The organism is Mesorhizobium sp. M1066 (assembly GCF_040318635.1).
In the GTDB taxonomy this organism is placed as follows: domain Bacteria; phylum Pseudomonadota; class Alphaproteobacteria; order Rhizobiales; family Rhizobiaceae; genus Mesorhizobium.
Window position 1 is genome coordinate 1 of sequence record NZ_JAMYMR010000038.1, and the last position, 15,362, is coordinate 15,362.

Consider the following 15,362-nt stretch of genomic DNA (forward strand, 5'->3'; position numbering starts at 1 on the left):
CGCGAGCACAAGAAGCTCGCTCTACGCCAAGCCGCATGACCAGCTTCATGATCGCCCATTTTGCAGAACTTGACGCACACAACCACAAATCGGGCTCTGCCATGTTGCGCATCCGACATTGTGGGCGATTGAACAGGGCTGAAGGCGACGCGAGCACGACTGAGAATATCTTCTTCCTTCGGAAGACGATTAGGCGCGCTGCCGGGGAGGGGTACTGGACGCGCTTCGAAGGCCGCTGCACCGACGGTCAGAATTGAAATGTTGTCGCTCCAGCGGACCGATGTCTCGACAGTCAGACCGAGCGGTGCTGAGGGGTAGAGACGTGAGCAGCGTAGCTAAGTGGGCGCGGAGCCAGCTCGCGCGCGAAGACGGACCTGAAAAAAAACGGCGGGTGGCGACATTCGCGAGGCGCTGGAAAACGAGGTCGTAGGACTGGGCGGGAAAAACGATGCCGTTGCTCTCTTCTGGCGTGATGGCCTGCCGCGAGGCCGTTGAACGTGATGAGTTGCTGCGGGAAGGGGAGTGTTTTCGCGGGACCTTGGTCACGTAAGAAACAAACGTCGAGCTCGCCTTGGATGGAGGCATGCAGCACATTTGCCGCTGCAGGACAGCAGCACGGAAGCTGTCCGCGCTTGCCGTCGTCCCTGGGCACCGAACAGCAGAATTTAGCGGTCGCGATTGATTTCATGTGCGTAAAATACCGCCTGGTGCGCTCGGCTGCAAATGCATGCCTGGCGGAGTGGTCGCTTAGGTCAAGAGCATCGCGTGAGTAACAGCCTGACCTTGCTCAATCTGATGCGCGCTAACCGCCTCGCCGGATTGTGGAACTGCTCGCGGGTGGCTTCTACCACAAACAGCAAGGTCATGAAATCAAGCAGGAAGTCGTCAATCGCTTGGGCGATTGTTTCTGACTTGCCCTTGAACTGGTCCAGCAAAACGCGCGCGCTATCGATCGCTTCCACGCTGGTCGCATCGATCAACCCCTCGACCCTCTTGAAACAATCCAACACGAAACTCCTTAAGGCGCTCCCAAGGTGTTATGCACGAAGGCAGCTCCGTGAACTACCCGGCCTTTGACCTGGCGGCACGAGCAGCGGTCGGCCTTACGTCCCGCGCCTCCAAACCCGAGCCATCGACGTGGCGCTGAGGAGCGTTGGAAGAAATTGTGCGCTTCCGGCCACGCTCAAGCGGTAGTGTAGGACAGTGCTTGCTGGCGGCTACGCCCACAAAGGAGTGCGCCAGCTGATCGGGGCTTAACAATTTTTCGCTTTTTGCTGCGCCCAACTCTCGGCTATGACTCGGACAGGCCTAATGGCCTGCCCACGTTGCATTGTAAAAGAAGGAACAAGTATATGCCGACTGGAACGGTAAAGTGGTTCAACAGCACCAAGGGGTTTGGATTTATCCAGCCCGACAATGGCGGTCCGGATGTTTTCGTCCACATTTCCGCTGTCGAACGCGCGGGCCTCTCGACCCTCGTTGACGGCCAGAAGATCAACTATGAGATCGAGCAGGATCGCCGCACGGGCAAGTCCTCCGCTGGCAGCCTCAGCAAAGCTGGTTAAAATTTTCTCCTGCGTCCTGGCAAGAGTAAGCACATAAGTCCTCACGGCCGCTCGATGGGACCGAGCAAAAACTGAGGGCAGCAGATTGCTGCAGGGTCGCGAATTCCTCATGAAACAAGGTTGTTTGAAAGGAAGGCGGGGTTGGCCCCGCCTTTTTATATGACGCGCAGATTAAGCCGATGGCTGCAACGCTCCAGAACGAATCTCGATTGCCGAAATCAAGCCGCGACCTTCTTGCGGGTTCGCTTCGTCGGCGCAGGCTCCGGCGCTTCCGGCGCCTTCGGTTTGCGGCCGAGCCCCATCGTCTTGGCCAATGTCGAGCGCGCCGCGGCGTAGTTCGGCGCGACCATGGGATAATCCGCCGGCAGGCCCCATTTGGCCCGATATCCATCCGGCGTCAGCCCATAGTGGGTCGACAGATGGCGCTTTAGCGATTTGAATTTCTTCCCGTCCTCAAGGGAGATGATGTAGTCCGGTGTCACCGATTTCCTGATCGGGACTGCAGGCGTAAGGGCAACCGGCTCTTGCGCAGAGACACCTCCGGCCGTCGCTGTCAGAGCCGCATGCACTTGGCCGATGAGGGCAGGGAGATCCCCCACCGGGATCGGATTGTTGGAGACATAGGCCGACACGACATCGGCGGCAAGCTCAATGAGGGTGTCGACGTTTTTTCCGGCTTCTTCTGTCATGAAACTCTCCAGGCGGTGAAACATAGTCAGCGAAGCGTCGCTTCATAGGGCCGGTTGCCGCTGAAAGCAACAATGTCTCGACAGCGTTATTGCCAATGCTCGTCCAGAAGCGACATCGATGCGCCATATTTCCCGTCGTGACCGCTGAGCCACTCGTTGTTGGCGACCCTGCCGTGGTGCGTGGCGCGTCCCGGCTGTAACTTTGCGCCGAAGTTGCTAGTAGTCGAGGCTAAGCGCGCTATTTGTGTCCCGCTTTACTTCTTTGCACTGTGAAATCGAGGGATCGTGATCGCTTGCTGGTGGGCGTCAGGACGATGGACGTTCATTGGCAATGGCCAAATGTAAGTTCATCGCCCGGTGAGCCGCTCTTCCAAGGGGCTGGGAACCGCCGCTGGTAACCAAGGACATCAATGTATTTCGAGGCGTTTCTTTGCCGGTCCTCGAGAGACGGCAATCGCTGCGGACGACACCTGTTCCACGATTAACAGCGCGGCGACACGGGCAGCTTCTCGAATCTGGAGCGGCTTCTCGCAAGCTGGCGCCGTGCCGAGAGGCCGGGCAAGGACAGTGCGTCGCCTGCTTCAATCATACGCGTCAACCTGCCAGACGACGCTGTCCCATACGGAATCCCGCGACCGGCCGTCTGATCTCGCCGGTAGTGGCCCCGGCCCTCTGCACGAAGCCTCGGGATGTGCTGACGATCAACCAGGCCACAAAGGTCGACGTCCTGAAGCAGGGGTCACATGAGTTTGCCACTATGCGCAGGCTTGCCATGCGCTTCCGCGGCATTTTGCGGGGCCTGTGAATTGGGCAAGCTCGACACTTCGATCGACGTGGCGTCAACTCCGGGTTCGTCGCCATCCCGCGTTTCGGTAGGGCCTACGCCGTGACGTTGACGCCGTTCGCGATGCCATTGAACTATCGAGCAACGGCAGGCGAAAGGGCTGATCAACCGCCTGAAGACGATTAAACGTACGATGTAGGCAGAGCGGGCTGCGAACTCCTTTGGGCACGCATGCTGCCACTCAGCCGGCCCGATCACCGCACAAAGCGAGGAAGAACCTGGTCAAGTGCAAAGCGACAATTGCCTCGACAGCGGGTCCCGGAAGGTTTATGCTGCCCAATGTTACCGCAATCCTGAATGGCCATTGAGTACCTTCACGAGTGAGGGAGTGGAACTGCTTTGTCGGCCAAATTGTTGACGGAACGCCCGGCGCCCATTGTTGCTACATGTCTAGATTCTTGGGGCGTTTTGGATGATGCAATCCACCATCTCACTCCAAAGGGGAGTGGAATCTGGAACAATGTCGCTTTTGTTCGCACGACATCCTTCGTGCCCGATTGGCATATCGTCTTTAACTCTGCTTCTCTTTTTGGGCTCCCTGTTGATATCGAGGCGAGCCCAAACAGGACAATTTTTGCAATCGGCGAACCGCCGACGAAAGCTCATCGCGCGTTTCATGAAGGGCAGGGGAAAAATACTATCGTCCTGACGTGTGACGCAGAGCTGGCTGCTCGGCAGAATGCAGCGCGCCGATTCGTTTTGTCTCCACCTATCACTCGGTCTTGGTCTGTAAACAAGACATATGACCAACTTCTGGTCAGCGAAGTCGTGGATAAGCCGCTTCGGCTCTCATGGATTACCAGTGACATCGCCCTGCTTAAAGGACATCGATATCGGCTGGCGTTTCTGGAACGGCTGAGAAAGGAGCTCGATTTTGACCTGTTCGGCCGAGGTTTTCGGCTGATTGGAGATAAATGGAACGCACTCGCACCTTACCGTTACAGTATAGCGTTCGAGAATACTCGTGCTGATTACTATTTTACAGAGAAGCTTATGGACTGCTTCGTTGCTGAAACAATGCCGATCTATTACGGCAGCCCTGCAATCACGAGGTTCTTCCCTTCGGACTCTATGGTTCTGATTGACCCAGAGGACAAGAACGTAATCCCAAAAATTCAAGAAATCATCAACTCGGACCTCTGGAAGGAACGTCGCGGCGCAATAAGAGAGGCGAAGCGGTTGGTCCTCGAGAAATACAATACGTTTGCTTATCTCGCGAGCTTCATCGAAAGCGTTCAGGATAAACCCTTACCGCCGGAAATTATACACATCGATTCGCCTGAGGTCGATTTTGGAATAGACGAATGAAGTACTCCAACGCTCGCTTCGCGTGCCCGGCGGTCGGTGGTCTGGCGAGATCGGTACGGAATGCTCGGCGGAGAATGCCTGCTGCGCAGACGGGCCGGCACGGGCGCACGAGGTCATGCGCCCCCGGCTGCCGCTGATCAGACGAACTGGGGAAGGCCAGGAACGGAATTGAGGACCTCGTCCACGAGTTCGTCGCCGGCATGTTCCTTGGCGCAGGCGATCGTCTCGTTGGCGAGGCCGGCGATCTTTGCCATGCTGAGACCCTCACTCATCAATTGCTGGCCAAGCCCCATAAGGCCGCCACCCTCTGGGTCGTCGCCATGATACTTCGCTACTAATTCCGAAGCTCCCGGAATGGCCTCGATCATGCGCGCAACGGGACCGTCGGCCGCGTGGCTTTGCAGGAAACCCAGCATTAACCCAACGCCCTTCTCTGCGAGAGCCGGGCCGATGCCGGCACCAGTGGCGATGCGCGGTAAGAATTCTTCCATGCAGGGTCTCTCTCTCTTTGATGAGGTTTACACGGGGCCGGTCCGGCGCCCAGCTCCCTTGGCCGAACCACAATTGAACTCCACAAAAATAGGCCGGCGGAAGTGCTATTGCGCGTAAAACCGCCTCTGTCAACGCAAGCTGCGTCGGACGTGCGTGTTTCGCAAACCGAAGATCATTCCAATTCACATCATTACGCATTGGCAACCGCACAGTTTGCGGTGGCTCGCTTATGGGCCAATGCCCCGCGTCCGTCAAATGATGACGACAACGTGGTCATCGCCTAGGATCTGTGGATCAAGGTGTGAGGCACTTACAGCCGGTGGACCTGCTCAAGCGCCGCGCCGACACAAGGGCTAGATTGGCGATACTGCGCGTGTTGGCCATGTCTTTCCTCGCGTGATGGGATGTTCGTAGAAGCGGAGCTATATGCCGGTGTGACGTCGATAAGGCGAACCGGCTATTCCGACAGGACATCCATACTGTCGCATAGACCGTTGCTGCTTAGGTATTGAGACCGCCATCGCTGGTGACACCACAATGTGCAGTCCGCGGGTGTCGATAAGGCCGATTCACGCAATCAGCAGGTCAGGAGGAACGAATGAACCCTGAGGTTTCAGAAGCTCACTTTTCGCAAGGCGTGCAGCGCACATCGTGCAAGAGATTGCCAGTCTTGCGGGTGCTCTCGACTTTCTCAACGATGGCGGGAAGATCGCAATGACCGAATCTACGAAGCCGCCGCCAGGGCGTGCTTTGATGCATACAAACGGTTGTCGAGCAGGGATACTCCTCCTCCCTGAAGTCCAATCGAGAAGAGCGATCACTTCCAAGAGGGTCCCAGCTCAGCCGCGAAAACAGGTGCCAGACCCCGATCCTCTCCCTCAACTGATCTAGCTCAGGGCGTTCATGAGCCGCAGATCGCATAGTGGCTGCGTGCACGACGCAGGAAGACCATTTATGAAAATCCTATTCAGAACGATGGCTGTCACCTTGCTGGCACCCACCGCCTTTGCTGCGGATTCGATCCCCACCGACCTCAGAGATACGGCATTGGCCACCTTCAGGGCTTTGCCATCCACCACGCCGACAGTCGCCAACAACCCGAACACCCCGGAAAAGATCGCTCTCGGCAAGGCACTGTTCTTCGATCCACGCGTCTCGGCGTCAGGCGTTTTGTCGTGCAACTCGTGCCACAACCTGGCCACGGGCGGCGACGACAATCACGAAACCTCGATCGGCCATGGTTGGCAGAAGGGACAGCGCAACGCGCCGACTGTACTGAACGCTGTCTTCAACATCGCTCAGTTCTGGGACGGTCGTGCCGCAGACCTGAAGGCTCAGGCGAAGGGACCGGTCCAAGCTGGCATCGAAATGGCCAATACACCGGACCAAGTCATCGCCACGCTCAAGTCCATGCCGCAATATGTCGAGTGGTTCGATGCAGCTTTTCCGGCTGAAGCCGATCGGGTCACCTTCGACAACTTCGCCAAGGCGATCGAAGCCTTCGAGGCGACATTGGTCACACCGGCCCCGTTCGACAGCTTCCTGAATGGTGATGAGCTTGCCATGACTTCCGAACAGAAACAGGGCCTGGCGCTTTTCATGGACAAAGGCTGCTCGTCCTGCCATGCCGGCATCAACGTTGGTGGGCAAGCCTATTTCCCCTTTGGCCTCGTGGAACAGCCCAGCGCCGAGGTCCTGCCGGACAAAGACAAGGGCCGATTCGCGGTCACCAATGCAGCCGATGACTACTATGTTTTCCGCGTGGCGCCGCTGCGCAACGTTGCACTCACCGCGCCATACTTTCATTCGGGCAAGGTTTGGGATCTGAAACAGGCCGTCGCTATTATGGGGACCACCCAGCTTGGCGTAGTACTGGCGGACGAAGAAGTTGATCTGCTTGTTGCCTTCCTCAACTCGCTGACCGGAGAGGCACCCGAGGTCACCTATCCCATCTTACCCTCCGAAACGGCGACAACGCCCCGGCCTGTAACGCAGATCTTAGGAAAATAAGGGCCAACTGGCTGCGGACATCGAAAATGATTGCGGCTTTTACTTGGGCCACACGAATTGCCACATCCATCTCCGAATTGGCGGGAGGCTAGCAATACCCGAAACCTGCCACCTCGCCCGTAGTCTGCGCGAATCAGCTGGGGAAGCGGACAGACGCGCAGCACCATATATTGTCGCCGCCTGAGCGAACATGCCAAGCAGTCTACTTTGAGAAACGACGTGTGTACGATTTGTTCGAGGCGCGGGGCCTGTATGTTCCCAAGGACCAATACTATAGCGTAGTGTCACATTCATATTTCTGCGGGATGAGGACACGTGCCGAAGGAAAATTGCACATTTTCGCCGAGTGGCTTATTTCCAAGAGTGTGATCGGTTTGGCATATTCCCGGCCGACATCCGCCAGTCGGCAACTCCCCACACGGTGAGGAAGAGAAGCCTCACGCCTGCACTTTCTGCCGGAGCGCGCGTGCTGCAGCGACCATGTTAATGAGGGCAGGGCGGACCTCCTCCCATTTGCGTGTTTTGAGGCCACAGTCGGGGTTTATCCACAGTTGGCCATCGGACAGTCGCTCGCGGGCAAGCATGACTAAGTCCGAAATCTCGCCGACTTCCGGGACGCGTGGTGAGTGAATATCATAGACGCCGGGACCGATTTCGTTCGGATATTTGGAGCTCGTGAAGGCGTCCAACAGTTCCATCTTCGAGCGCGACGTCTCAATCGAAATGACATCCGCATCCATTCCAGCGATCGCGTGAATGATCTCGTTGAACTCCGAATAGCACATGTGGGTATGAATTTGAGTCGCGTCCTTTACACCCGTTGAAGCGATCCGGAAACATTCGACAGCCCAGTCGAGATAGACTTTCCAGTCAGATTGGCGCAGTGGCAATCCTTCGCGAAAGGCGGCCTCATCGATCTGGACCATCCTTGCGCCGGACCTTTCGAGATCCGTCACTTCGTCGCGGATGGCGAGCGCGATCTGGCGGCAGGCTTCGGAGCGGGGTACGTCGTCGCGAACAAAAGACCAGTTGAGAATGGTGACTGGGCCTGTGAGCATTCCCTTCACGGGCTTTTCCGTAAGCGACTGGGCGAATTGCCACCAGCGCACTGTCATCGGATTGCGCCTCGATACGTCGCCGAAAATGATGGGGGGACGCACGTAGCGCGACCCATAGCTTTGTACCCAGGCATGCTGGGTGAACGCGAAGCCGGACAACTGCTCGCCGAAATGCTGTACCATGTCGTTTCGCTCGAACTCACCGTGCACCAGCACGTCCAGCCCGATCTCTTCCTGCCAGCGAATTGCAGCCTCGATCTCCTTCTTCAGGAACGTCTCATAGTCGACATAGCTCAGCTGGCCCTTCGCATGAGCGGCCCGCGCCTTGCGTACCTGCGGCGTCTGCGGGAAGGACCCGATGGTCGTCGTCGGGAACGGCGGCAGCCCGAGTGAGCCGGCTTGGACTCTGGAGCGCTCGCCAAAAGCGCTCTCTCGTCGCTTCGCGCTGTCCTCAATGCTAGCGATCCGCCCCTGAACAAGCGGGTCATGGATCCTCGTGGATGTCACGCGCGTGGCGGCAGCCTCGGCAGACGCTTTCAACGCGCCTGCCACCGCATCCCTGCCTTGGGACAGGGCCCGGGCCAGCAAGACCAGCTCGTCGGTCTTCTGGGCCGCGAAGGCGAGCCACGACCTGATGTCGGCGTCGAGTTCCGTCTCCATGCGCAGATCAATCGGCACATGCAGCATCGAGCAAGAAGGCGCGATCTCGACGCGGTCCAAGGGCCAGCCGGCGACGATCGGTTTGATGCGGTCGAGAATGGCGGGCAGGTTCGCACGCCAGACGTTGCGGCCATCGATCAAGCCAAGCGAGAGCACCAGATCCTTCGGAGCGAGCCGACCCACCGTTTCCAGCTGCTCGGGAGCGCGCACGAGATCAATATGCAGCCCGGCCAGGGGCAGAGAAACCGCGGTTTCGAGATTGTCTCCCAGCGACCCGAAATACGTAGCCAGCATGATCTTCAGCTCGGGCGCGGCTTTCGACAGCTGGCCATAGGCGAATTCGAACGCAGCTCGTTCGTTCGGGTTCAGATCGAGGACAAGCGCTGGCTCATCGATCTGCACCCAGTCGGCTCCCGACAGCTTCAGCTTCTGCAGGACTTGCTCGTAAACGGGCAGCAGCCGCGGTAGGAGCGCGATGGGACCGAACCCCTCGGCAGGCGATTTCGCCAGCTTGAGGAAGGTGATGGGTCCAAGGATGACTGGGCGTGTGTGAATGCCGAGAGCTTTAGCCTCGAGGAAATAATCGACCGGCTTCGATGACGAGAGGGCGAACGTCTGATCATCATCGAGTTCCGGCACAATGTAGTGGTAGTTGGTGTCAAACCACTTGGTCATTTCCATCGCGGTTACACCAGGTCCATGAGCCTCCTCCTGGTGACCAGCGTGTCCACAATCCTCCGTCTGACCCTGGTTGCCGCGCGCCATTGCGAAGTAGATGTCAAGTGGGACCTCGCCGCTATTCCAGCCGTAACGGGATGGAACGGCCCCGACCATGGCTGCGGTGTCGAGCACATGGTCGTAAAGCGAGAAGTCGTTCGACGGGATTTTCGACACGCCGCGATCGCGCTGCTCTTCCCAGCTAGCGGCACGGAGCGCCTTCGACGTCGTGAGAAGGTCGCCAGCGGACGATGTTCCGGACCAGTAGCTTTCAAGCGCGAATTTCAGTTCTCGCCGACGACCGAAGCGCGGCACGCCGAGCGTTGCTACAGGAATTTCCTGAGAGTCAGTCATGTCATACCCCGATGGTTGGGGCGCCGATGACAAGGAAGGCGCTAGCAGGCCGGCACGAACGCCGGCTTGCAGCGGCCACCGAGACACCCCGCCCGTGGACGTAATTCGCCGTGGCAGGTCTCCTGGCTCGCGGGGTCATAGCCTCTACCCGTCTTCCTGAGGGTATTCGCCTCAGTGACATGAGTGGGGTTGGCTCGCCACTAACAGTTGCGGGGGCAGCGCCGGCATTGCACCGGCTTCCCTCTTAGCTCCGCTGCGGCAGCGCCGCACGCGAGAACCACGACACGCAGACAATCACAGCAGTCCGCTCTTTTGTCAATGACGCATAACGAAATGTTTATGTCGTTATGTGATTTCGCTTTTACGCTTGTCTAACATTGTGAAATATTCAGTCGCCCATTGGCGGCGCTGCTCCGCTGCCACCATAGTCCAACTAATGGATCCCTGTCGGGCTGCGACATCCCTCGCAGGTCGCCGATGAAGGATTTCGGACAAGACTTCAAGCGCGTGACAACGTCATTAGAATGCAGAAGATCGCATTGGTGGCGATGTTTAACGATGCGGCCGCAAGCCGTGCGTGCGTGGGAGAAGCGGTTTTCTCGGAGTGAGCGCCAAACCGTGGTCCGAGGGGAATTGGCACGCCAGTCGTCATCACGGGTGACTAGGCAATCGTGATGACTCCGCTCGGCGGCAAGAGACCACACTGACGGAGCCTGGCTCAAGGGTCTGATGCAAAGCCCGACTGTGGTCCCGATAAGCCGCTTAAGCCGCATTCAGGCGGTCAGGATAAGTATCTCTCTCTCCAAGCGCTCGGCATTGAGGGATGCGCAAATGCAGGCAAAGCTCGCGTGCTTCATATTCTGCATCATACGATCGGCAGGACCCAGTTTTTATCCAGTGCACGCGTCAGCGCGGTGTGCAATTCTGGCTCGGTCCGATACGAAGGCATTTGGGCCTCGCTGATCCAGCCCAAGCCAACATAGTGGAAGTGATCCGCAGGGACCGTATCCCGGCTGCTGTCCAGTTGCCGAACGAAGTCCGCTGACCAATGGTGGATCGTATACGCTTCAAGTTTGTCCATCATCCTCCGCCAGCGTTGGATGCGTTCTTCGCGCGGCATGCTGGCCGCTCTTGAGATCGCGGTAGCTATCTCGTCGGAGAGCCTCGGATTTACCAGCAGGGCGTCCTCGCCGAAGTCTTCGGCCGCGCCGGCAAACTTCGATAACACCAGAACGCCAGGGTCGCTCGGATCTTGTGCAGCAATGTATTCTTTCGCCACAAGATTCATGCCATCGCGCAACGGCGTCACAACGCAAACACGCGCGGCTCTGTAAAGACCCGCTATCTCAGCTTGGGTGAACGACCTGTTCTCATAGATAATCGGCATCCACTCGTCCGTGCCATGCCGGTTGTTGACTTGATTGACGAGTCTTTCGACGTCGCGCCGATATTCGCTGTACGCTTGGATGTCGCCACGTGAGGGAGTTGCGATTTGCAAGAGCGAGACACGTTGCGGCTCGACTGCCAGCAGATCGAAAGCTTTAATCCGATTGTCGATGCCCTTGGTGTAGTCGAGCCGATCGACGCCGATAACTAGCTTTGCTCCGCCAAGTTTCAACTGCGAAATGTAGGCTTTCTGCGCCTCAAGCGAATCTGCGGCACACTGTTCGAATTGCTTCGGATCGATACCTATAGGAAAATTTTGGCATTGCGTCTGGCCATGGTCCGAGAAAACGACCCCGTTCTTGCTCTCCAGCCCCAAATGAGATTGGACACAGGCGAGGAAATTGCTCACATCACGGTCGGTCTGGAAACCGAGCAGATCATACTCGAGCATACATTTCATTAGCTCGCCAGAATTGGGCACGCGCTCCATCATGTCAGACTCGGGCCATGGCGTATGCAGGAAATGGCCGATCGGCCGGTCAATGCCGAGTCTGTGCAAATCAGCGCCGAGCGGCAGGAAATGGTAGTCATGAACCCAGTAGACTGCGTTATCTCCCAATTCGGACACCGCGCGCGCCATGAAGGCATTGACGTCGCGATAACTTTTATAATCCTCTTCCGAGCCTGAGATCCGGTCCGGCAGCGAGTGGAGCGCCGGCCACAATATTGAATTTGCAAAACCTTGATAGTACCGAGAATAGTCCGCTGCCGGCCCATCGAGCCACCCGATTTGACCTTTGCCACGCTGCACGAGGGGCACCTGTTGCTTATCCCCGTCGCCCAGATGCTCGGAAAAACCTACCCAGACCGCGCCGGAACGCTCCACGACGCACTCCAGGGCCGCCGAAAGCCCGCCTGTCTTGGGCTGATCAGAATTGACAGTCGCACCGCGGTTGGAAATTGCGATAAGACTCCTATGTGGCTGCTGGGCCGCCGTGTTGAAGCGCTGGTCTGCGGCTGAGACAACAGGACGGGACGGGCCAACTTCGGCTTGTTGTTCTCGCTCCTGTGGCAAGTCTCTCAGGGGTTGTTCAAAAGCGATTAGTTCGTGAACAGCCCCAGTTTGCCATGTGAGGTTCCGGCGCGGCGAGTTGGCGTTGTTCAATGCGTCCATTTCATGCCTCCGTTGAATATTTCCCCCAGATGGAGCAACTGGAATTCCAAATTGGCCCTGCTGACGAGAATCTGACGAGCGTCAGAGCAAATGGCGACCGATTGCCGCGTTTCGGCTTCGGCGCCCTCAAGAACCGGCTTATCGCGAAAATAGCTGGCGACCCGATCGAGCGGACCGTGCTTGCGGTAATTGTTGGATTGTTCGGATAAGAGATACACCCATGCCAGCACCTGTTGAAATGAACTGAAACTATGTCGCTGCAGCCAAGGCTGCCGGGCCCCGTGATGCGATCCTGCGTCTGCCGAAGAGTTTTGACACGGAGATCGGAGAGGGCGGGATAGTCCCTTTCCGCCCGTCAGGGCCGGTTTTTGAATCCCTTCCTCGTTGCCCTCGACGATCCCAAAATCGTGGAAGCCAGACCGCGATGTGAATACCAGCCAGGCGAGCACTTCCTGACATCCGCGAATGCCGGGCTCCACATCCGGCGCCTCGTCGAGATTGACGAAGATGAAGCCCTGCTGCCAATTCCGCTGGTCCCATACCAATGGCGAACCAGTCTGCCCGCATTCGGCATCGTGGGACGTGATCGCAAGTCAAGTGCTCCGACGGACGCCGCGAGTTCTCCGTTACCTCAGGAACCTTACTGGCCTTCCCCAAGCTGAGCTTCTGGAAAATGCCGGTGGCGATCTCGATGACGGTGAATGCCGTCAAGGCATGCCCGCCTTGCACCCCCTTCCAGCGAGCTTCACGGCAGCAGCATCGGTCAGTTCTCCGAAGCGAATGGCTGTCGTTATCAGCGAGCTTTGACACAGTTCCGCCACTGCGATGATCGCGTCGGTTGGGCAGCTGGTTAGTTGCCCGCGCATCTACAGCAACCCAGCCCGTTCCGCCTCGCGGCGCAAATTCTGCCTTGGCCTTGGGCCGATCTGCTGGATCACCAGGCCGGCCGCCAGCGAGCCAAGGTCGCCGCAGGTCTTGAGGTTGCGGCCCTGCGTGTAGCCATGCAGGAAACCGGCGGCGTAGAGATCGCCGGCGCCCGTCGTGTCGACCAGCTCCTTGATGGCGGTCGCCTCGATGACCACGGTCTCGTCGCCGCGCACGATCACCGAGCCTTTTTCCGAGCGTGTGACGGCGGCGATCTTGCAGTCCTTGCGGATCTGCGCCACCGCTTCGTCGAAGGACGAGGTCTGGTAGAGCGACTTGATCTCGTCGCTGTTGGCAAAGACGATGTCGACCGTGCCCGAGCGCATCAGATCGAGGAACTCGTCGCGGTAGCGGTCAACGCAAAACGAATCCGACAGTGTCATCGAGACTTCGCGCCCTGCCGCATGCGCGAGCTTCGCCGTCTGCCGGATCGCCTCCTTGGCGCGCGGCGGGTCCCACAGATAGCCCTCGAAATAAGTGACCTTGGCGCCAGAAGCCTTGTCGGCCTCGACATCCTCCGGCCCAAGCTCGACGCAGGCGCCGAGATAGGTGTTCATCGAGCGTTCGCCGTCGGGGGTGACGAAGATCATCGAACGCGCCGTCGGCGGCTCACCCTCGAGCGGCGTGGTGTCGAAGGCAACGCCCTGCGCATGGATGTCGTGCGCATAGATTTCGCCCAGCGCATCGTTGGACACCTTGCCGGAGAAGGCGGCGCGGCCGCCGAAGCTGGCGACGCCGGCCGCCGTGTTGCCGGCGCTGCCACCGGAGGCCTCGATCGCCGGCCCCATGTGGCTGTAGAGCAGCTCGGCGCGCTTGGTATCGATGAGGTTCATGGCACCCTTGATGATGCCGTTGGTCACCAGAAAAGCGTCGTCGCACTGGGCGATGATGTCGACAATGGCATTGCCGATGCAAAGCACGTCATAATCCGGCATCAATGTCTCCGCTTGGGCTTTCCGCTTGCCAATTCGCTCGCCGGCGGCTTCACGGGGCGGCTAGTCCTGCCTCGCGACGCAATTCGTCCGCCCTGTCTGTCTTCTCCCAGGTGAAATCAGGCTCTTCACGGCCGAAATGGCCATAGGTGGCTGTATTGCGGTATATAGGGCGCAAGAGATCAAGCATCTTGATAATGCCTTTCGGTCTGAGATCGAACAACTCAAGAATGAGGCGCTCGATCCTGCTTTCCTCAACCCTGGCTGTCCCGAACGTGTTGACCATGACGGAAACCGGACTGGCCACGCCGATTGCGTAAGCAAGCTGCACCTCGCACACGTCCGCAAGTCCGCTGGCGACGATGTTCTTTGCGACATAGCGGGCCGCATAGGCAGCCGAGCGGTCAACCTTGGACGGGTCCTTGCCCGAGAAGGCGCCGCCGCCATGACGACCCATCCCGCCATAGGAATCGACGATGATCTTGCGTCCCGTGAGACCGCAGTCGCCGCGCGGCCCGCCGACTACGAACCGCCCCGTCGGGTTGACCAGAATTCTGATGCCTTCCGTCTCCAGGTGGGTCGGCAGGACAGGCTTTATGATTTCCTCAATGACGCCCTCGCGGACAGTCTCTTGGGAGACCTGCTCGTCATGTTGCGTCGACACGACGATGGTATCCAGGGCGACCGGGCGCAACCCCTCATAGCGCACTGAGACTTGGGATTTCATGTCAGGACGCAACCAGCCAAGCTGTGCCTTCCGGACATACGCCTGCCGTTTCGTCAAGCGATGAGCGAGCTGGATCGGCAAAGGCATCAGGGTATCGGTTTCGCGGCATGCGTAGCCGAACATGAGGCCCTGATCTCCCGCTCCCTGCTGGAGGTCTTGCCCTCTTCCCTCGTCAACGCCTTGGCTGATGTCGGGCGACTGCTCGGTGAGGGCATGGACGACGGAGCAACGCCGGCCGTCGAAGCCGACGGCCTCGTCGTCGTACCCAATGTCGAGAATCGTATCGCGCGCAACTTGGCTGTAATCCACCTGGGCATCGCTGGTAATCTCGCCAGCCAGAACGACTATCCCTGATTTTACCAACGCTTCACAGGCGACGCGCGCCTTGGGATCTGTGCGGAGGATGGCGTCGAGGATGGCATCCGAGATGTTGTCGGCCAACTTATCCGGGTGCCCCGCGCCAACCGATTCGGAAGAGAACACGAACTGCCTAGCCATGAATACCTCGCTTCGGGTGTTGGA

General features: G+C 58.4%; 11 protein-coding genes, 1 pseudogene and 1 riboswitch. Of the genes and pseudogenes, 4 read left to right on the forward strand and 8 right to left on the reverse strand.

Annotated features, from left to right (window positions below):
• Positions 1–752: 752 nt before the first annotated feature.
• A complete protein-coding gene (locus tag NKH52_RS29210; protein ID WP_023671853.1) occupies positions 753–1,007 on the reverse strand; it encodes a hypothetical protein in 255 nt (84 codons plus the stop codon).
• A gap of 345 nt (positions 1,008–1,352) precedes the next feature.
• Here NKH52_RS29210 and NKH52_RS29215 point away from each other — a divergent pair, with 345 nt between their 5' ends.
• Positions 1,353–1,565: a cold-shock protein gene (locus tag NKH52_RS29215; RefSeq protein WP_023737112.1), complete on the forward strand. Its 213-nt coding sequence runs from the start codon at positions 1,353–1,355 to the stop codon at positions 1,563–1,565.
• Between the two features lie 218 nt (positions 1,566–1,783).
• Here the strand turns inward: NKH52_RS29215 and NKH52_RS29220 are convergent, their stop codons facing one another.
• Positions 1,784–2,254: a Ros/MucR family transcriptional regulator gene (locus NKH52_RS29220; protein ID WP_023737111.1), complete on the reverse strand. Its 471-nt coding sequence runs from the start codon at positions 2,252–2,254 to the stop codon at positions 1,784–1,786.
• A gap of 398 nt (positions 2,255–2,652) precedes the next feature.
• Here NKH52_RS29220 and NKH52_RS29225 point away from each other — a divergent pair.
• Both NKH52_RS29225 and NKH52_RS29230 read left to right on the forward strand, forming a co-directional pair.
• Positions 2,653–3,278, forward strand: a pseudogene (locus tag NKH52_RS29225) (transposase); the annotation flags it as partial.
• A gap of 159 nt (positions 3,279–3,437) precedes the next feature.
• Positions 3,438–4,406, forward strand: a complete 969-nt coding sequence (locus NKH52_RS29230; RefSeq protein ID WP_084026292.1) for a glycosyltransferase family 10 domain-containing protein — start codon at positions 3,438–3,440, stop codon at positions 4,404–4,406.
• A gap of 137 nt (positions 4,407–4,543) precedes the next feature.
• On the opposite strand, the gene NKH52_RS29235 is transcribed toward NKH52_RS29230, so the two are convergent.
• A complete protein-coding gene (locus NKH52_RS29235) occupies positions 4,544–4,897 on the reverse strand; it encodes a hypothetical protein (RefSeq protein WP_023737108.1) in 354 nt (117 codons plus the stop codon).
• Positions 4,898–5,852: 955 nt separating this feature from the next.
• On the opposite strand from NKH52_RS29235, the gene NKH52_RS29240 reads away from it, so the two are divergent.
• On the forward strand, positions 5,853–6,908 hold the full coding sequence (locus NKH52_RS29240) for a cytochrome-c peroxidase (RefSeq protein WP_023812678.1): 1,056 nt from the start codon (positions 5,853–5,855) through the stop codon (positions 6,906–6,908).
• 437 nt (positions 6,909–7,345) lie between these two features.
• Here NKH52_RS29240 and metE read toward each other — a convergent pair whose 3' ends face one another.
• From metE to metK, 5 genes are all read right to left on the reverse strand, one after another.
• On the reverse strand, positions 7,346–9,697 hold the full coding sequence (gene metE, locus NKH52_RS29245; protein ID WP_352538837.1) for a 5-methyltetrahydropteroyltriglutamate--homocysteine S-methyltransferase: 2,352 nt from the start codon (positions 9,695–9,697) through the stop codon (positions 7,346–7,348).
• A 95-nt stretch (positions 9,698–9,792) separates the two neighbouring features.
• Positions 9,793–9,994: riboswitch (cobalamin riboswitch) on the reverse strand.
• A gap of 568 nt (positions 9,995–10,562) precedes the next feature.
• On the reverse strand, positions 10,563–12,257 hold the full coding sequence (locus NKH52_RS29250; RefSeq protein WP_352657501.1) for an alpha,alpha-trehalose-phosphate synthase (UDP-forming): 1,695 nt from the start codon (positions 12,255–12,257) through the stop codon (positions 10,563–10,565).
• Entirely contained in the window at positions 12,245–12,802 is a 558-nt protein-coding gene (locus NKH52_RS29255) for a hypothetical protein (RefSeq protein ID WP_352538835.1), read from the reverse strand. Before NKH52_RS29255 ends, NKH52_RS29250 begins: the two co-directional genes overlap by 13 nt.
• 321 nt (positions 12,803–13,123) lie before the next feature.
• Positions 13,124–14,116: an adenosine kinase gene (locus NKH52_RS29260; RefSeq protein WP_352657498.1), complete on the reverse strand. Its 993-nt coding sequence runs from the start codon at positions 14,114–14,116 to the stop codon at positions 13,124–13,126.
• A gap of 49 nt (positions 14,117–14,165) precedes the next feature.
• A complete protein-coding gene (metK, locus tag NKH52_RS29265) occupies positions 14,166–15,338 on the reverse strand; it encodes a methionine adenosyltransferase (protein ID WP_023812683.1) in 1,173 nt (390 codons plus the stop codon).
• Positions 15,339–15,362 lie beyond the last annotated feature (24 nt).